Below are 15,723 nucleotides of genomic sequence, written 5' to 3'. Positions count from 1 at the left end.
AAATGAAATGGCTGGCATCGGCTATAGTTCCGATCATTACTTAACAAAGGTTTCCTGAGTGCGCACCCGTAAACGGTGCAAATTACACTCAGGGTCGGACCGGACCCCACGCAGGGTCCGACGCGCCCACTGGCGTGGGCAATTTACGTTCGTTCCGGCCCGTCAGGTCAACTTGCCAGATCGAAGTAATTCCGGAGTTCTTCTCGGTGCGGAAGAACTGGACGATGCGACCGTTGGGAGACCATGTCGGCGCTTCGTCCTGCCACGAATCGGTGAGATAGCGCATGCCCCGCCCGTCCGGGCTCATGACCGCGATACGCAGGTTTCCGGCAATGTGGGTGAAGGCGATCTGGTCGCCGCGCGGGCTCCATTCCGGCGTTGCCGCACGGCCGCCGAAGAAGCTGATGCGGTGCTGGTTGGAACCGTCGGCGTTCATCACGTAGACCTGCTGGCTGCCCGAACGGTCGCTCTCGAACACGATCCGGCTGCCGTCGGGCGAGTAGCTGCCGCCGATGTTGATGCCCGGACCGTTGGTCAGGCGCTGCGGCGTGCCACCCCCTGCCGAGGAAATGCGGTAGATGTCGGTGCGGCCGCCCGTCGACATAGAATAGAGCACCCACTTTCCGTCCGGCGACCAGCGCGGCGCCATCGTCGGATTGCCGGTACGCACGATCAGCTTCTGGCTGTTGGTCGCCAGATCGTAGGAATAGATGCTCGGCTGGCCGTTGAGGTACGAGAGGTAGAGGATCTTGGAATAGTCGGGCGAATAGCGCGGGGTCAGCGCAGTCGCCTGCCCACTCGTCAGATAGCGGTGGTTGGCGCCGTCCGAATCCATCACCGCCAGCCGCTTGATGCGGCGGTCCTTGGGTCCGGTCTCGGCGATGTAGGCGATCTTCGAATCGAAGAACGGGCTTTCGCCCGAAAGGCGCGAATAGACCATGTCGGCGCACTTGTGCGCGGCGCGGCGCCAGTCGGCCGGGCCGACCTGCCAGCCGCCCTTGGCCAGCTGCTGCTTGAGCGCGACGTCGTAAAGGTAACAGCCCACGGTAAGCTGCCCGCTCGCCGCGGCGCGGACATAGCCCTGCACCAGCATGTCGGTACTGCGGACCGACCAGATCGGGAAGTTGGGCGTCTGCACTTCGGAGAAAGCCGGCTGCGGCAGGCCCGCCGGGCCCGAGGGCTTGAACAGGCCGTTGTTCTTGAGGTCCGCCGCGACAACCTGCGACAGGGCCCGGCCCAGCGCCGCGGTGGAGCCCGCATTCGTCTGCGTGGGAACGTCCGCGTCGGTGGCGAACGTGGTGATCGCGATGCCCAGGTCCTGCCAGTCGCTGTCGTCGGAGACGGTGACCTGCAAGCCCGCCTCGGGATCGACGGGGACCTGCGCGAGAGGTGCCTGGGTGGCATCCTGCGCCAGCACCGGCGCCGAGACCGAAAGCATAAGGCCCAGAGCAGCGAGATGGTGGAGTTTCATTGCGATAGCCTTCTGTCGAATTGCGTGTCGATGACCTTCCAGCCATCGTAGAGGTCTTCGGGCAGGTTGAAAGGGGCGGCCAGCTTGACCGCACGGACCGCCTGCTCCTGGTGACGGTCGACCTGGGTGGCATTGGTCGCGGTCTTGCCGCTGGTGCCCAGCACCTGAGGTTCGCCGGCGAGGCTGCCGTCGCGGTTGAGCCTGAAACGAACCCGTGTCACCAGCAGTTCGGCATCGGCCCCCTGCGGCGCGGACCAGTACGGCTTGAGCTGGCGGCTGATCGCGGCATTGAGCGCCGAGACCTGCTTGGGACCGATCGTGGCCGCCGGTGCGCCCTTGCCCTCGGTGGCGGTCGCCCCGGAGACGCCCGAGAGGAAGTCAGCGCCGACACGGCTGCCGCCGGTTTTCTTCGTCGTGGTCGCGCTCGCCTTCGACGGGGAACTGCTCGGGCTGGAGACGATCTTGTCGATCGCGCTGCTCTTGCGGCTGGGCGGAGACTTGGTCTCGGTTTTCTTCTTTTCCGGCGCCTTCTTGGTCTCTACCGGCCTGGCCTTGGGTTCGGGCGGCAGCGGCGATGGCGAGGGCTGGATTTCGGGAACCGGAGCAGGAGCCGGCGCGGGCGCTGCCTCACCGATGGTCGGAGCCACATCGGCCGCGGCCTGGCTGTTGGGATCGGGCGAAGTCGATGTCAGTCCGTAGTCATCGCTGATATTCACTTCGATCCGTTCGGGCGGACGGACGACCTGATCGGTATGCGGGTCGAGAAACATCGCGCCCAGAACCGCGGCATGAAGCGCGATTGCCAGTGCAAGTCCGTATTTCTCATCCCTGCGCAGCCCGAGGATTGCCATGATGCGAACCCTAGCTCAGCCGCCTGAACGGCTGCTGACGCCGGTCACCAGCGAGATCGAGGTGAAGCCGGCATGGTTGAGTTCGCCCATTACGCCCATGACGGTGCCGTAATCGAGCGCCTTGTCCGCGCGCAGGGTCACGAGCGGCTTCTTGCCATCGGGGCCCGCCGTCACTGCGGCGAGGCGATCGGCCAGTTCTCCCGGAGCGAGCGCCTCTTCCTCGAAATAGATCACGCCGTCGCGCTTGATGCTCAGCGTAATCTGCGCGGCTTCCTCCGACATCGCCTTGGCCCGGCTGTCGGGCAGCTCGATCGGCACGGCGGCCTTTAGCAAGGGCGCCGTCACCATGAAGATGATGAGCAGGACGAGCATGACGTCGACCAGCGGCGTGACGTTGATGTCCGCCATCGGCGCACGGGTCCCGCGTCCCCGCCGATTGCGACCACCGCCTCCTGACAGTCCCATTGCCATGTCCGGGCTCCGTCAGCGCTGTTCGAGCTGGCGCGTGAGCGCCGCGTGAAGCTGGTCGGCAAAGCGCTGCATGCGCGCTTCGAACGAATTCACCCGGTGCGAGAAGCGGTTGTAGGCGATGACTGCCGGGATCGCCGCGAACAGGCCGATCGCGGTGGCGAACAGCGCTTCGGAAATGCCGGGCGCGACGACCGCCAGCGAGGAGTTCTGCTGCTGGCCGATCTGGAAGAAGCTGTTCATGATGCCCCAGACGGTACCGAACAGGCCGACGAAGGGCGCGACCGAACCGACGGTGGCGAGGAAGTTGAGACGATCCGAAAGGGCGTCCGCCTCTTCGCCGAGCGAAGATGTCATGGCGAGCGCAATGCGCTGGCGCGCACCTTCGTGGTCCACGTTGCGCGCCTGGGCATTGCGGCGCCATTCGGCCAGCCCGGCTCCGGCCACCTTGCCCAGCGGCACGTTCCGGCGCGCGCGGTCCTTCTGGAACGTCTCAAAGTTCTCGGCCTCCCAGAAGCCGTCCTCGTACTCGTCGCAGCGGCGCTGGATGCCGCCCATGCGCATGGTGAAGGTGATGATGATCATCCAGACCCAGATGCTCGCCAGCAGCAGGCCGAACATGATGGCCTGAACGACGATGTCCGCGTCAAGGAACAGCTTGATCGGGTTGAGCCGATCGGATTCGCCGCTGATCGCTACGGCAGAAGCAAGCAGGTCGAGAGTCATTCTAGTCCTTCCGGGCCGGATTCAAGGCCAGAAACAGGGCCTGTGGCGGGAGATTGAGAAAGCATGCGCCCGTCAACGAGCGAATCGAACGCATGTTGCCAGGCGGCAGGTTGTTTGCGCGGTCGTCCATCAGGACCGATGAACCCTACCTTGACGACGGCTTCGCACAGCCGCGTTTCACCGCGCCGGGCCACCTGCCTGAGCGTGCAGGCGACGCGGCCGACCGTCTCGGGAAATGTCTCGATGACGACGGCATCGCCCAGTCGGGCCGGAGCGCGGTAGCGCAGCGAAGCCTCGGCCACGGTGTAGAGCCCCTCTCCCGATTCCAGCGCGGCGCGCTGGTCGATCCCGAGCAACTCGAGAAGGTCGGAACGGGCGCGCTCGAACCAGCGCAGGTAATTGGCATGGTACACGATCCCGCCCGCGTCGGTGTCTTCATAGTACACGCGCAGGGCATAGCGGTGGACACCGAGGTCGATCGCGCCGCAACTGGGTTCGGGAATGGCCATCATGCAGCGCGGATGTGTAGCGGGGCCTTCCCCCACTGCAAAGGGACAGACGGCAGCTTACCGCCCGTCAGCCACGCCACATCGGCCCGATGGGTGTGGATATCTCTCCGTCGGGCGCCGGTTCAGTCGCAGATCATGTGGAAGAACTGGCGGCCGCCGAAAATGTGGACGTGCAGGTGCGGCACTTCCTGATGGCCGTTGTTGCCCATGTTGACCATCAGGCGATAGCCCGGCCCGTCCAGCTCGAGCTGGCGCGTGACATTGCCGACCGCGCGCATGAAGGCGGCGATCTCGGCATCGTCGGCCTTGGCGGTAAAGTCGTCCCAGGAGACATAGGCGCCCTTGGGGATCACCAGAACATGGATCGGCGCCTGCGGACGGATGTCGTTGAAGGCCAGCGCGTGGTCATCCTCGTAGACCTTCGTGCAGGGCAGCTCGCCGCGCAGGATCTTCGCGAAGATGTTGTTCTCGTCGTAGGGCTGCTTGGGATCGATGGGCATTCTCAGGGCTCCCGCGGAAGGCGTTGATCGTCTTGAGGGAAAGGTCAGTCCTTGGGGCGCGATGCCTTTTCGGCGATGCCCGAGACGCCTTCGCGGCGGTCGAGTTCTGCCAGGACATCGGCGAAGGGTACGCCCTTGGCGCCGAGCAGGACCATGAGGTGGAACAGCAGGTCGGCGGATTCGCCGATCAGTTCCTTGGGGCCCTGCGCCAGTGCGGCGATGATCGTCTCGGTCGCCTCTTCGCCCAGCTTCTGGGACATCTTGCCCAGCCCGCTGGCATTGAGTTTTGCGACATAGCTGGATTCGGGATCGGCCGCGCGGCGCGCCGCGATCGTGGCTTCGAGGCGGGACAGCGTGTCCCCGCTCTGGGATTGCGGACTCGTCATGATGCGCCAAGCCATGCGGCGCGGCGCCTTCGCGGTCAAGCCGCCGTGAAAGTTCCGGGCAAATTCAGTCCTTGGACCGGCGCGATGACAGGCGCCGCCCCAGGGCCAGGCCGGCAAGGCCGATGCCCAGCAGGGCCAGTCCGCTCGGCTCCGGCAACGGCACGCTGGTCGCGGCGAAGACGGGGACCGGAAGGACAATCAGTATGGCAAGCGAAATGCAGTGACCGGTGTAACGCACGGGGGGAAGAGCCTCACGGAGTCGAAGTGTCCTGCGCCCATCCGATCATCCGGAGGGGGCAGCAAGCACCTATCGGCGCCTGTCCCGATGTGGATCACTGCCGGCGCGAAAGCTCAACGCGCGAAGGCCGGTGTCAGGCCCGTGCCGGAAGTCCCGCAGAGCGCAGCGCAGCGTGCGCCTCGGCAATCGAATGCTTGCCGAAGTGGAAGATCGAGGCGGCCAGCACGGCGCTCGCATGGCCGCGCGTCACACCCTGAACAAGGTGATCGAGCGTGCCCACGCCGCCGCTGGCGATGACCGGGACCGAGACCGAGTCGGCAATCGCGCGCGTAAGTTCGAGGTCGTAGCCGCTTTGCGTTCCATCCCCGTCCATCGAGGTGACGAGCAGTTCGCCCGCGCCGAGGTCCGCCAGCTTCAGCGCGTGCTCCAGCGCATCGATGCCGGTCGGGCGGCGACCGCCGTGGGTGAAGATTTCCCAGCGCCCCTCGCCCACCTTGCGCGCATCGACAGAGGCGACGATGCACTGCGAGCCGAACTTGTGGGCGATATCGGCGACCACTTCGGGCCGCGAAACGGCTGCGGAGTTCACTGCGACCTTGTCGGCACCCGCCAGCAGCAGCGCGCGCGCATCCTCGGCGGTGCGTACGCCGCCGCCCACGGTCAGCGGCATGAAGCAGACTTCCGCGGTACGCTGGACGATGTCGAGCAGCGTGCCGCGTCCTTCGTGGCTGGCCGAAATGTCGAGGAAGCACAGCTCGTCCGCACCGGCCGCGTCATAGGCACGCGCCTGTTCGACCGGATCGCCCGCGTCCTTCAGGTCGACGAAGTTGACGCCCTTGACCACGCGGCCATCGGCGACGTCGAGGCAGGGAATGACGCGGACGCGCACGGTCATGGCTTCAGCCTTTCTGCGCCATCTGGATCGCGGTGGCGAGATCGAGGCGGCCGTCATAGAGCGCGCGCCCGGTGATGACGCCCTCGATGCCGTCCTTCTCGTGCAAGGTGAGCATGCGGATGTCGTCGAGGCCCTTGACACCGCCCGATGCGATCACCGGAAGGTCGGTCTGGCGCGCGAGATCGACGGTCGCCTGCACGTTGCAGCCCTTGAGCAGGCCATCGCGGCCGATATCGGTGAACAGCAGCGAGGCGACGCCGGCGTCCTCGAACCGGCGGGCCATGTCGACGATCGAGACATCGGAAACTTCGGCCCAGCCCTCGGTCGCGACCATGCCGTCGCGCGCGTCTACGGCCACGACGATGCCGCCCGGGTATTCCTTCGCCATGTCCTTGACGAACTGCGGGTCCTTGAGCGCGGCAGTGCCCATGACGACGCGGCTGACTCCCAGCTCGAACCAGCCCGCGACCGCCTCGGGCGTGCGGATGCCGCCGCCGAGCTGCACGTGGCCGGGGAACGCTTCGAGAATCGCCTCGACCGCTTCGCGGTTTTCAGCCTTGCCCGCGAAGGATCCGTCGAGATCGACGACATGGAGGAACTGCGAGCCTGCATCGGCGAAGAGCATCGCCTGCGCGGCCGGGTTGTCGCCATAAACGGTGGCGCGCGCCATGTCGCCTTCGGCGAGACGGACGACCTGGCCCTGCTTGAGGTCGATGGCGGGGAATACGATCATTTCAGGGCTTCCAATCGAGGAAACGGGAAAGCAGCGCGAGGCCGAATGCCTGGCTCTTTTCGGGGTGGAACTGCACGCCCACGACATTGTCGCGGGCAACGGCAGCGACAAGTCCGCCGCCATGGTCGGTCATCGCCGCCACGTCTTGCCCTTCATCGGGCACGAAGTGATAGGAGTGCAGGAAGTAGGCCTCGCCCGCCTCGACCAGCCCGTGCGCCGGGTCCTTGCGGCCGAGCGAGACGTCGTTCCAGCCCATGTGCGGGATCTTGATCGCCGGATCGGTGCGCTCGATCAGGCGGACTTCGCCCGCAATCCAGCCCAGCCCCTTGGTGGAGCCATGTTCCAGACCGCGGGTGGCGAGAAGCTGCATGCCTACGCAAATGCCCAGGAACGGCGCGCCACCGACGTGCACCCTCTCGTTCATCGCTTCGACCATGCCGGGGATCGCCCAGAGCCCCTTGGCGCAGGCCTTGAATGAGCCCACGCCAGGCAGGACGATGCGGTCCGCAGCACGAACGACGGCGGGATCGGCAGTGGTCTTGACGTCTTCGGCCCCGGCCGCGCGCAGGGCATTGGCTACCGAATGGAGATTGCCCGCACCGTAATCGATCAGGGCCAGCGTCATGCGGCCAGTCCCTCGAGCCCGGCCGACAGGAAGGTGGGCGCCCATTCGATCACGTCGACTTCGGCAACGCCGCCTTTGACGAAGGGATCGTCCTGGGCCAGCGCAACAATGGACTCGCGGCTTTCGCCCCTTGCGAGAATGACGCCGCCTTCGCGCGGGACCTTGCGGCCCCAGCCGATCAGGTGGCCGGCTTCATGCCCCGCCTTGAGCCAGTCGATATGGTCGGCCAGCAGCGCATCCACGGCCTCGACCGGGGCGATGTAGCGCAGCGAGAGAATGAAGCTCGCCATCACAGCGTGTCCTGTCCGAGGATCCCCTTCGTCGACGGAATCGCCCCGCCCTTGCGCGGGTCCAGTTCCACCGCGCAGCGCATGGCGCGGGCGAAGCCCTTGAACAGCCCCTCGCAGATGTGGTGGTTGTTGGTGCCGTAGAGCAGTTCCATGTGCAGGGTGATACCAACCGCCTGCGAGATCGAGTGGAACCAGTGCTCGACCAGCTCGGTATCGAACTCGCCCAGCTTTTCCTGCGTGAAAGCGGCCTTCCACACGAAATAGGGACGCCCGGAGATGTCGAGCGAAACGCGGCACAGCGCCTCGTCCATCGGCGAGTGAACGTCGCCGTAGCGGCCGATCCCGGCCTTATCGCCCATGGCGCTGGCAATCGCCTGGCCGATCGCGATGGCGCTGTCTTCCGTGGTGTGGTGCTGATCGACGTGCAGATCGCCCGCGATCTTGCAAGTGATGTCGATCAGCGAATGGCGCGAAAACTGCTCGATCATGTGATCGAGAAAGCCAATGCCGGTCGAAACGTCGTAGGAGCCCGTACCGTCGAGGTTCACTTCGACGGCGATGTCGGTCTCGTGAGTCTTGCGATTGATCGAAGCTGTGCGCATGGGATGCGCCTATAGACCTGTATCTGCGGGAATCAATCACGCGCGAACACTCAGGGGCGAGTCCGCAAGATTTCCCTGTGGCGCAGACGGTTTACCTTGGAATAAGTGCGCCGAACAGTTAAAAAGGCGTGTCAACATGCTTGACCGCAAGATGAACGATGCGCACGTAGGGCGCGATGAACGATACGCCACCAGACAGCATGATCCCATACGACGAGATCGTACAGGAAGCCCTGCGCGCCGTAGTCGGACGCGTTCTGGGCCAAGTGGAAGCCTCCAACGGCGTTCTGCCGGGCAGCCATCATTTCTACATCACGTTCAAGACGACAGCCCCCGGCGTCAGCATTCCCGACGACCTGCGCGCGCGTTTTCCGGACGAGATGACGATCGTCCTCCAGAACAAGTTCTGGGACCTGGGCGTGCGCGAAGACGGCTTCACGGTGAGCCTGAGCTTCAACCAGCTTCCCGCGAAGCTGGACATTCCCTTCTCGGCGATCACCGCCTTCGTCGACCCGGCAGTCGATTTCGGCCTGCAGTTCCAGGCCATGGCCGACGACGAGGAAGAAGACGTCCCGGGCATGGCCGGTAACGACGCCGCGGAACGCGACGTCGCCTCGCGCATTACTCCCAGCGAGGATGGATCGAACGTCGTTTCGGTCGATTTCGGCAAGAAGAAGTAAGCGGGGCCAGCGGGCCCCGGGAAAGCAGGCTCGATGGTCACGAAGACTGGGCAGGACGAAGGCGAGGCGGTCGTCGAAGCTGCTGATGCCCCTGTCGTGCCCGCTGCCACCGCTCCTGCCGGTCCCGACGAAGCCGCCGCCAGCGGGAAGAAGCGCAAGCGCAAGCTGCGCCCTTCCCCGCGCGAACTCGTCGGCCCGAGCCCCAACGACCATACCAACCTGGCCATTGCCGACATCGCCCTGCGCGGTGGCACCTTCCTGGCGCGACGCGCAGTGGAGAAAGCCCTGCTCGGCAAGAAGTATGCGCCCAGCAAGGCCAGTGCGATCCTCAAGGGGCGCACGATGGGCGAAACCATGCTCCACCGCACGCTCGCCCGGGTGGCCATGACCTCGGTCCCCGGCGCGATTCTCGTGGGCGGCGGACTGATCGCCAAGACGCTCTACGATCGCAGCAAGGCGCGCACCGCGAAGGCCGCAGGCGACGAAAAGCTCGCCGACATGGCCAAGGACGGCGAAGAGTCCTGATTGCACCGGACGCGCCGCCGGCCCGAGCAACCCGCCGCAAATGCGCAGCCCTCTTGATTTGCAGCGTCGCGCCCGCCATCGGGGGGCATGGACAGCGCATCCCATCCCATCCAAGACGCGGCCGCCGGCGGATCCCTCGCCAGGCGCGGCCTCATGTTCATCATGTCTTCGCCCTCGGGCGCAGGCAAGACGACGATTTCGCGCATGCTGCTCGAACGCGACGCGCACATCTGCATGTCGGTTTCCTGCACGACCCGCCCGCCGCGCCCTGGCGAAGTGGATGGAAAGGACTATCACTTCGTCAGCCAGGCCGAGTTCGACCGCATGGTCGCCGACGAGGAATTCCTCGAGTGGGCGACGGTGTTCGGCAACAGCTACGGCACCCCCAAGGCGCAGGTGAAGGCGGGGCTGAAGGAAGGACAGGACTACCTGTTCGACATCGACTGGCAGGGCACCCAGCAGCTTTACCAGAAGCTTGAGCGCGACGTCGTGCGCGTGTTCCTGCTGCCGCCCAGTATCGACGAACTGCGCCGCCGCCTGACCGGGCGCGGCACCGACAGCGAAGACGTGATCGCCGCGCGCATGGAACGCGCCCGGTCCGAGATCAGCCACTGGGACGGCTACGACTATGTCGTCGTCAACGACGATATCGACGCCTGCTTCGACAAGGTGCGCGAGATCCTCGCCGCCGAGCGGATGCGCCGCGCCCGCCAGACCGGCCTGATCGGCTTCGTGCGCGAGTTGATGACGCCCTGACGACCCACTTTCCGCGCCTCAATCGACTTGTCCTGCGCGCGCGCAGGCTCTAGGCGCGCCTCGAACGTACCCTTGCCGGAGAATACCACGATGTCCGAACTCGAATCCGCGATCGAAGCCGCCTGGGAAGCGCGCGACACCGTCACCCCCAAGAGCGACGACGTTCGCAAGATCGTCGACGAAGCGCTCGGCCTGATCGAATCGGGCGCAGCCCGCGTGGCAGAACCCGACGGCCAGGGCGGCTGGAAGGTCAACCAGTGGCTGAAGAAGGCCGTGCTCCTGAGCTTCCGCCTCAACGACAATGCCCCGGTTCCCGGTGGTGCCGCCGGTTCGCCCGCCTTCGACAAGGTGCCGGTAAAGTTCGACGGATGGGATGAAGCCAGGTTCCGCGAAGCCGGCTTCCGCGTCGTCCCCGGCGCCGTCGCCCGCCGCGGCACCTACATCTCGAAGAACGTCGTGCTCATGCCGAGCTTCGTCAACATCGGCGCCTACGTCGGTGAAGGCACGATGGTCGACACCTGGGCGACCGTCGGTTCGTGCGCCCAGATCGGCAAGAACGTCCACATCTCGGGCGGCGTCGGCATCGGCGGCGTGCTCGAGCCGCTGCAGGCCGGCCCGGTCATCATCGAGGACAACGCCTTCATCGGCGCGCGTTCGGAAGTGGCCGAAGGCGTCATCGTCGGCGAAGGCGCAGTGCTCTCCATGGGTGTGTTCCTGGGCGCCTCGACCAAGATCATCGACCGTGCCACCGGCGAAGTCCACATCGGCAAGGTCCCGCCCTACGCCGTCGTCGTGCCCGGCTCGCTGCCCGGCAAGCCGCTGCCCGATGGCACCCCCGGACCGTCGCTTTACTGCGCCGTGATCGTCAAGACCGTCGACGCCCAGACCCGCTCGAAGACCGGCATCAACGAGCTGCTGCGCGACTGATCCACGCCCCCGGCGCGACAATCGCGCCGGAACGGTGTTCGCCATGGTGCGTTGCCTAGGGAAAGGGCCTCAGGAAAGGCCCCGACCCGATACAGGAGACGCACCATGGAAACCCGTGGCGAAGAAATTCATATCGACAAGGACGAAGCCCGCGCCGGCGATACGCCGAACATCGTGCGCTACGTCCTGCTCATCAGCCTGGCCCTGGCGATCGTCGCACTCTCGGCGATCTGGATTACCGGCGCGCTGACCGACGACAATCCCGAAGGCAACAGCAGCGCAACGGCAGCAGCCTCCGTACAGGGCGACAGCATGAGCTGACATCGCCCGCGACAGATCGGTCCCGATTCAGTATCATGCCCCCGGCTCCCGCGCCCCGTACAAGCGGCGGAGCCATGATGGGGAGATGTGCGTGGCCGACCTTGAACGCTTCGTCGATGCCCAGCGGGCCTTCTATGCCCAGGCGCTCAGTGAATTGCAGAACGGCACCAAGTTGAGCCACTGGATGTGGTTCATCTTCCCCCAGATCGACGGTTTGGGCACCAGCCAGACCGCCCGGCTCTACGCCATATCCGGGATTACAGAGGCCCGCGCCTATCTGGCGCACGAGATTATCGGCCCGCGGCTCGCCACCTGCACCGAAGCGATGCTGACGTGGGCCGGAAAGCGCAGCGCGACTTCGATTCTTGGCGAAGTCGACGCGATGAAATTCTGCAGTTGCATGACCCTGTTCGAAGCAGCCGGCGGCGGCGAATGCTTCGCCCATGCGCTCGACGCCTTCTGCCAGGGCCGCCGCGACGATCGCACGCTGGAATTGCTGAACCTGCGATAGACGCCCCGCCCCGGGACCCGCCCGATTCGCGCCTTGCGGGAACAGGCCTGCAGGCCTACATTCCAGTAGTAGGCCCGATATCCATAAGCGGCGCCAGACAGTCGCCGGGCCTGCGGGAGAGAGCGACTATGCAACGCATTGGCGATGAAGTTCATCTGGACACCGAGGAAGCGCGGGGCGGTTCCACGCCCCATATCGTGCGCTACGTGCTGCTTGCCAGCCTGGCCCTGGCAATCCTGGCCATGTCGGCGATCTGGATCACCCGCGCCGTATCCGAACGCCCCGATCAGGGCTGGCCGGTTACGGCCGAACAGCACGCGCTGGGCGGATAAGTCCGGCACGCGTCCGGCGGACGAGGCCTCGCCCGCCGGATCGCAGGCGCAATCAGAACGTCGTCGGCGATTCGATGGCCGGATCGTCGCGGTGGGCTGACGCGTAAGCTTCGGCTTCCTTCATCACCCGCATCATGTTGCCGCTGGCAATTTTTTCCAGTTCCGCTTTCGACAGGCCCCGCCGCGCCAGTTCGGTGAACAGCGCGGGATAGGTCGAGACGTCTTCCATCCCCTCGACCGTGACGTCGACTCCGTCGAAATCGCCGCCCAGCCCGACATGGTCGATCCCGGCGACCCTGACGATATGCACGATGTGGTCGGCAACGTCGTTCAATGAACCGCGCGGCATCGGGTTTTGCTGTTCCCATGCCTTCAGAGCCGCCTCCGCGCCCGCAGGATCGCCCGGATGCAGGGATTCCTGACGCGCCTTCTCGCCTGCCTGCGCCGCCAGCCACTGACGGGTGGGCTCGACCACGTAAGTCGGGAACACATTGACCATGACGATCCCGCCGTTCTTCGCCAGCAGTCCGAGAACGCCCTCCGGGACATTGCGGGTATGGCCATTGATCGCCCGCGCGTTGGAATGGCTGAACATCACCGGCGCGCGCGCCACTTCGAGCGCATCGCGCATCGTCGCCTCGCTCACGTGGCTGAGATCGACGAGCATTCCGATACGCTGCATCTCACGCACGACATCACGGCCGAAGTCGGTAAGGCCGTCATGCTCGGGCTTGTCGGTGGCGCTGTCGGCCCAGGCGGTGTTCCTGAAATGGGTGAGCGTCATGTAGCGCGCGCCCAGCGCGTACATCTGCCGCAATACGCCCAGCGATCCGCCGATCGAATGGCCGCCCTCCATCCCCAGCAACGAGGCCACCTTGCCCGCCTTCATCGCCCGCGCGACGTCGGCGCTGCTTGTCGCGAACATCAGATCCTTGGGATAGGCGGCGATCAGGCGCCTGGCGACGTCGATCTGCTCCAGCGTCGCCTGCACGGCATGCTGGTCGTCCAGCCTGGCCGAAACGTAGACCGACCAGAACTGCGCGCCGACATGTCCCTTGCGCAGGCGGGTAATGTCGGTCTGCATTGCCTGCAGTTTGCGCTCGGGATCGACGGTAGCGCTCGTGTCGGTAAAGTCGAAACCGCCAAGGATGTCCTTGCGCCTTTCACGCAATTGCTCGGGCACGTCGTTGTGCCCGTCCCACACCGGGGCTTCGCGCAGGGCCGAAAGCGCGACCTGCCGCGGATCGGGCGCGGCCATGGCAACGACGGGCGACAGGGCCAGTGCAAGGAGCAGGCTTGTGCGCAAGGCTTTGTATCGCATGGCTTCCCTCATTCGACCGACGAATGCGCCGAACAGACGCGATCGCGCCGCAAAGCACAAGGCCCCGGCGGAAATTGCAGTCCCGATGTCTGGAAACGGTTGACGAAGAAGCCGCCGGCGGAGGCGGATGCCGAACGCGACCTTACCGGTCGCGATCCCCCCGGACCAAAGCTTTGCCCCCCGACCAAGCTTCGCCCCCGAGCGCCAGCGGCTTCTGTCAAAAATGGCGACAGAGCCGCCATCCCCCTGATGGCTGAAGGATTAGGTACAACCCATTGCTAAAGTGTTAACAAAACCGAAAGTCGAAGAAATGCGCGGGCTTCATGCTTAACATCGACCGCATACTGTTAGTTTTCGCAAGGCGTAAAGAATTCCGACAGCATCGGGCCGGCCTGCATCGACCGAATTGGCGGTGCCTACTCACTTTGCTGGTAGATTGCGGCGATCGGGCGGCTTAACTGCATTGTCATGGGAGAGTTCGACTACATCATCGTCGGCGGCGGCAGCGCCGGTTGCGTGCTTGCCAATCGCCTGAGCGCAGACCCGGGAAACCGGGTCCTCCTGCTCGAGGCAGGCGGCAAGGACGACTACATCTGGATCCGCGTGCCGGTGGGCTACCTCTACTGTATCGGCAATCCGCGAACCGACTGGTGCATGTCGACGCAGGCGGAGGCGGGCCTGAACGGGCGCGCGCTGAAATACCCGCGCGGGCGTGTGCTGGGCGGCTGCTCCTCGATCAACGGCATGATCTACATGCGCGGACAGGCGGCCGACTATGACGGCTGGCGACAGGCCGGAAACCCCGGCTGGGGCTGGGACGACGTACTACCCTACTTCAAGCTGGCCGAAGACCACTTCGAAGGTTCGAGCGGCTTTCACGGCAGCGGCGGGGAAATCCGCGTGGAGAAGCAACGCCTGCGCTGGGAAATCCTCGAGGCGTTCCGGCAGGCCTGCAGCGAATACGGGATCGCTGCCGTGGATGACTTCAACCGGGGCGACAATGAAGGGACAAGCTTCTTTCAGGTCACCCAGCGCAAGGGATGGCGCTGGAGCGCCGCCGATGCCTTCCTGCGCCCGGTCCGCTCACGCGCGAACCTGAAGATCGAGACCGGCGCTCTCGTCGACAAGGTGATCGTCGAGGACGGGCGCGCGGTCGGCATTGCCTATGGCGTCGGCGGCGAACAGCGCACCGCCAGGGCACGCGGCGAAGTCTTGCTGGCGGCGGGTGCAATCGGCTCACCCGCGATACTCGAACGCAGCGGAATCGGCGACGCGGCTCACCTGTCGTCGCTGGGCATCGTCCCGCTCGTGAACCGCCCGGAAGTGGGCGGCAACCTGCAGGACCACCTGCAACTGCGCTGCGCCTGGAAAGTCTCGGGCGTGGCCACGCTCAACCAGCGCGCCGCCAACCTGTTCGGCAAGGCGCTGATCGGGCTGGAATATGTCCTGCGCCGCACCGGGCCCATGGCAATGGCCCCCAGCCAGTTGGGCGTCTTCACGAGAAGCGACGCCCGCTATGCCACGGCCAACCTGGAATATCACGTCCAGCCGCTCAGCCTCGAAGCCTTCGGCGGCGCGCTGGACCCCTTCCCAGCCTTCACCGCCAGCGTATGCAACCTGCGACCGGAGAGCCGCGGCACTACGCGCATCGCCAGCGCCGGTCCGGCTCAGGCGCCGGACATCCGCCCCAACTACCTCTCCGCCGAGGAAGACCGCCGCGTGGCAGCCCAGGCCATCCGCGTGACCCGCAGCATCGTCGCCCAGCCCGCCCTCGCCCGCTACGACCCGCAGGAAGTGCGCCCCGGCGCCGCCTATCAGAGCGAGGAAGACCTGCAGCGCGCGGCAGGCGACATCGGCACGACCATCTTCCACCCGGTCGGTACGGCGGCGATGGGCTCGGTCGTCGATGCCGAGTTGCGCGTAATCGGACTTGATCGCCTGCGGGTGATCGATGCATCGGTCATGCCCACGATCACATCGGGCAACACCAACGCGCCCACGATGATGATTGCCGAAAAGGGCGCCGCCATGATCCTTGCCTCCGCGCGGGCCTGAT

At 65.5% G+C, this 15,723-nt stretch carries 22 protein-coding genes; 8 read left to right on the top strand and 14 right to left on the bottom strand.

Features of this window, described 5'->3' with window-relative positions:
• Positions 1 to 88 precede the first annotated feature (88 nt).
• The 13 genes from tolB to hisB form a co-directional block, all read right to left on the bottom strand.
• Positions 89 to 1,471: a Tol-Pal system beta propeller repeat protein TolB gene (gene tolB, locus B5483_RS16215; RefSeq protein ID WP_079731140.1), complete on the bottom strand. Its 1,383-nt coding sequence runs from the start codon at positions 1,469 to 1,471 to the stop codon at positions 89 to 91.
• Entirely contained in the window at positions 1,468 to 2,322 is an 855-nt protein-coding gene (locus B5483_RS16210; protein ID WP_079731139.1) for a hypothetical protein, read from the bottom strand. The genes tolB and B5483_RS16210 overlap by 4 nt, the downstream gene beginning before the upstream one ends.
• Positions 2,323 to 2,337: 15 nt before the next feature.
• Positions 2,338 to 2,793, bottom strand: coding sequence for an ExbD/TolR family protein (locus tag B5483_RS16205; protein ID WP_176168081.1), 456 nt, complete (start codon positions 2,791 to 2,793; stop codon positions 2,338 to 2,340).
• Positions 2,794 to 2,805: 12 nt separating this feature from the next.
• Complete coding sequence (gene tolQ, locus B5483_RS16200) at positions 2,806 to 3,516, bottom strand: protein TolQ (RefSeq protein WP_054945652.1); 711 nt, start codon at positions 3,514 to 3,516, stop codon at positions 2,806 to 2,808.
• Positions 3,513 to 4,025, bottom strand: coding sequence for a YbgC/FadM family acyl-CoA thioesterase (locus tag B5483_RS16195; protein ID WP_079731192.1), 513 nt, complete (start codon positions 4,023 to 4,025; stop codon positions 3,513 to 3,515). The genes tolQ and B5483_RS16195 overlap by 4 nt, the downstream gene beginning before the upstream one ends.
• A 122-nt stretch (positions 4,026 to 4,147) precedes the next feature.
• Positions 4,148 to 4,525 (bottom strand): histidine triad nucleotide-binding protein, encoded by a 378-nt coding sequence (locus B5483_RS16190; protein ID WP_054945651.1) that lies wholly within the window; start codon positions 4,523 to 4,525, stop codon positions 4,148 to 4,150.
• A 44-nt stretch (positions 4,526 to 4,569) separates the two neighbouring features.
• On the bottom strand, positions 4,570 to 4,926 hold the full coding sequence (locus B5483_RS16185) for a phosphoribosyl-ATP diphosphatase (RefSeq protein WP_079731191.1): 357 nt from the start codon (positions 4,924 to 4,926) through the stop codon (positions 4,570 to 4,572).
• A gap of 49 nt (positions 4,927 to 4,975) precedes the next feature.
• Positions 4,976 to 5,149, bottom strand: a complete 174-nt coding sequence (locus B5483_RS16180; RefSeq protein ID WP_245829313.1) for a PEP-CTERM sorting domain-containing protein — start codon at positions 5,147 to 5,149, stop codon at positions 4,976 to 4,978.
• Positions 5,150 to 5,282: 133 nt separating this feature from the next.
• A complete protein-coding gene (hisF, locus tag B5483_RS16175; RefSeq protein ID WP_054945650.1) occupies positions 5,283 to 6,044 on the bottom strand; it encodes an imidazole glycerol phosphate synthase subunit HisF in 762 nt (253 codons plus the stop codon).
• Between the two features lie 4 nt (positions 6,045 to 6,048).
• Positions 6,049 to 6,777, bottom strand: a complete 729-nt coding sequence (gene hisA, locus B5483_RS16170) for a 1-(5-phosphoribosyl)-5-[(5-phosphoribosylamino)methylideneamino]imidazole-4-carboxamide isomerase (RefSeq protein ID WP_054945649.1) — start codon at positions 6,775 to 6,777, stop codon at positions 6,049 to 6,051.
• Position 6,778: 1 nt separating this feature from the next.
• Complete coding sequence (hisH, locus tag B5483_RS16165) at positions 6,779 to 7,402, bottom strand: imidazole glycerol phosphate synthase subunit HisH (RefSeq protein ID WP_054945648.1); 624 nt, start codon at positions 7,400 to 7,402, stop codon at positions 6,779 to 6,781.
• Complete coding sequence (locus B5483_RS16160) at positions 7,399 to 7,692, bottom strand: YciI family protein (RefSeq protein WP_054945730.1); 294 nt, start codon at positions 7,690 to 7,692, stop codon at positions 7,399 to 7,401. Before B5483_RS16160 ends, hisH begins: the two co-directional genes overlap by 4 nt.
• Positions 7,692 to 8,294: an imidazoleglycerol-phosphate dehydratase HisB gene (hisB, locus tag B5483_RS16155; RefSeq protein WP_079731137.1), complete on the bottom strand. Its 603-nt coding sequence runs from the start codon at positions 8,292 to 8,294 to the stop codon at positions 7,692 to 7,694. Before hisB ends, B5483_RS16160 begins: the two co-directional genes overlap by 1 nt.
• 176 nt (positions 8,295 to 8,470) lie before the next feature.
• Here hisB and B5483_RS16150 point away from each other — a divergent pair, with 176 nt between their 5' ends.
• The 7 genes from B5483_RS16150 to B5483_RS16120 all read left to right on the top strand — a co-directional run bounded on the left by B5483_RS16150 (position 8,471) and on the right by B5483_RS16120 (position 12,346).
• Entirely contained in the window at positions 8,471 to 8,974 is a 504-nt protein-coding gene (locus B5483_RS16150; RefSeq protein ID WP_054945646.1) for an SspB family protein, read from the top strand.
• Between the two features lie 33 nt (positions 8,975 to 9,007).
• Positions 9,008 to 9,499 (top strand): hypothetical protein, encoded by a 492-nt coding sequence (locus B5483_RS16145; RefSeq protein ID WP_079731136.1) that lies wholly within the window; start codon positions 9,008 to 9,010, stop codon positions 9,497 to 9,499.
• A gap of 87 nt (positions 9,500 to 9,586) precedes the next feature.
• On the top strand, positions 9,587 to 10,255 hold the full coding sequence (gmk, locus tag B5483_RS16140; protein WP_054945644.1) for a guanylate kinase: 669 nt from the start codon (positions 9,587 to 9,589) through the stop codon (positions 10,253 to 10,255).
• Positions 10,256 to 10,345: 90 nt separating this feature from the next.
• Positions 10,346 to 11,182, top strand: a complete 837-nt coding sequence (gene dapD, locus B5483_RS16135; RefSeq protein WP_054945643.1) for a 2,3,4,5-tetrahydropyridine-2,6-dicarboxylate N-succinyltransferase — start codon at positions 10,346 to 10,348, stop codon at positions 11,180 to 11,182.
• A 105-nt stretch (positions 11,183 to 11,287) separates the two neighbouring features.
• Complete coding sequence (locus B5483_RS16130) at positions 11,288 to 11,503, top strand: hypothetical protein (RefSeq protein ID WP_054945642.1); 216 nt, start codon at positions 11,288 to 11,290, stop codon at positions 11,501 to 11,503.
• Positions 11,504 to 11,594: 91 nt separating this feature from the next.
• On the top strand, positions 11,595 to 12,014 hold the full coding sequence (locus tag B5483_RS16125; protein WP_079731189.1) for a DUF1810 domain-containing protein: 420 nt from the start codon (positions 11,595 to 11,597) through the stop codon (positions 12,012 to 12,014).
• A gap of 128 nt (positions 12,015 to 12,142) precedes the next feature.
• Entirely contained in the window at positions 12,143 to 12,346 is a 204-nt protein-coding gene (locus B5483_RS16120) for a hypothetical protein (protein ID WP_054945641.1), read from the top strand.
• 52 nt (positions 12,347 to 12,398) lie between these two features.
• Here the strand turns inward: B5483_RS16120 and B5483_RS16115 are convergent, their stop codons facing one another.
• Positions 12,399 to 13,667 carry a dipeptidase gene (locus tag B5483_RS16115; RefSeq protein WP_079731188.1) on the bottom strand — a complete coding sequence of 423 codons (1,269 nt, stop codon included), beginning with the start codon at positions 13,665 to 13,667 and terminating at the stop codon, positions 12,399 to 12,401.
• A 468-nt stretch (positions 13,668 to 14,135) separates the two neighbouring features.
• On the opposite strand from B5483_RS16115, the gene B5483_RS16110 reads away from it, so the two are divergent.
• Positions 14,136 to 15,722 carry a GMC family oxidoreductase gene (locus B5483_RS16110; protein WP_079731135.1) on the top strand — a complete coding sequence of 529 codons (1,587 nt, stop codon included), beginning with the start codon at positions 14,136 to 14,138 and terminating at the stop codon, positions 15,720 to 15,722.
• The last annotated feature ends 1 nt before the right edge of the window (position 15,723 follow it).

It is taken from the genome of Novosphingobium mathurense (genome assembly GCF_900168325.1).
In the GTDB taxonomy this organism is placed as follows: Bacteria; Pseudomonadota; Alphaproteobacteria; order Sphingomonadales; family Sphingomonadaceae; genus Novosphingobium; species Novosphingobium mathurense.
Note: the sequence above shows the minus strand (reverse complement) of the source record. Positions and strands in the feature narration are given on the sequence as shown.

What these genes read in the sequence shown, in the direction of transcription:
- tolQ (WP_054945652.1), bottom strand. Translation starts at nt 3,516, where the DNA reads ATGACTCTCGACCTGCTTGCTTCTGCCGTAGCGATCAGCGGCGAATCC.
- B5483_RS16130 (WP_054945642.1), top strand. Translation starts at nt 11,288, where the DNA reads ATGGAAACCCGTGGCGAAGAAATTCATATCGACAAGGACGAAGCCCGC.
- hisF (WP_054945650.1), bottom strand. Translation starts at nt 6,044, where the DNA reads ATGACCGTGCGCGTCCGCGTCATTCCCTGCCTCGACGTCGCCGATGGC.
- B5483_RS16205 (WP_176168081.1), bottom strand. Translation starts at nt 2,793, where the DNA reads ATGGCAATGGGACTGTCAGGAGGCGGTGGTCGCAATCGGCGGGGACGC.
- B5483_RS16190 (WP_054945651.1), bottom strand. Translation starts at nt 4,525, where the DNA reads ATGCCCATCGATCCCAAGCAGCCCTACGACGAGAACAACATCTTCGCG.
- hisB (WP_079731137.1), bottom strand. Translation starts at nt 8,294, where the DNA reads ATGCGCACAGCTTCGATCAATCGCAAGACTCACGAGACCGACATCGCC.
- B5483_RS16195 (WP_079731192.1), bottom strand. Translation starts at nt 4,025, where the DNA reads ATGGCCATTCCCGAACCCAGTTGCGGCGCGATCGACCTCGGTGTCCAC.
- B5483_RS16210 (WP_079731139.1), bottom strand. Translation starts at nt 2,322, where the DNA reads ATGGCAATCCTCGGGCTGCGCAGGGATGAGAAATACGGACTTGCACTG.
- gmk (WP_054945644.1), top strand. Translation starts at nt 9,587, where the DNA reads ATGGACAGCGCATCCCATCCCATCCAAGACGCGGCCGCCGGCGGATCC.
- tolB (WP_079731140.1), bottom strand. Translation starts at nt 1,471, where the DNA reads ATGAAACTCCACCATCTCGCTGCTCTGGGCCTTATGCTTTCGGTCTCG.
- hisA (WP_054945649.1), bottom strand. Translation starts at nt 6,777, where the DNA reads ATGATCGTATTCCCCGCCATCGACCTCAAGCAGGGCCAGGTCGTCCGT.
- B5483_RS16150 (WP_054945646.1), top strand. Translation starts at nt 8,471, where the DNA reads ATGAACGATACGCCACCAGACAGCATGATCCCATACGACGAGATCGTA.
- B5483_RS16185 (WP_079731191.1), bottom strand. Translation starts at nt 4,926, where the DNA reads ATGGCTTGGCGCATCATGACGAGTCCGCAATCCCAGAGCGGGGACACG.
- hisH (WP_054945648.1), bottom strand. Translation starts at nt 7,402, where the DNA reads ATGACGCTGGCCCTGATCGATTACGGTGCGGGCAATCTCCATTCGGTA.
- B5483_RS16145 (WP_079731136.1), top strand. Translation starts at nt 9,008, where the DNA reads ATGGTCACGAAGACTGGGCAGGACGAAGGCGAGGCGGTCGTCGAAGCT.
- B5483_RS16115 (WP_079731188.1), bottom strand. Translation starts at nt 13,667, where the DNA reads ATGCGATACAAAGCCTTGCGCACAAGCCTGCTCCTTGCACTGGCCCTG.
- B5483_RS16160 (WP_054945730.1), bottom strand. Translation starts at nt 7,692, where the DNA reads ATGGCGAGCTTCATTCTCTCGCTGCGCTACATCGCCCCGGTCGAGGCC.
- B5483_RS16110 (WP_079731135.1), top strand. Translation starts at nt 14,136, where the DNA reads ATGGGAGAGTTCGACTACATCATCGTCGGCGGCGGCAGCGCCGGTTGC.
- dapD (WP_054945643.1), top strand. Translation starts at nt 10,346, where the DNA reads ATGTCCGAACTCGAATCCGCGATCGAAGCCGCCTGGGAAGCGCGCGAC.
- B5483_RS16120 (WP_054945641.1), top strand. Translation starts at nt 12,143, where the DNA reads ATGCAACGCATTGGCGATGAAGTTCATCTGGACACCGAGGAAGCGCGG.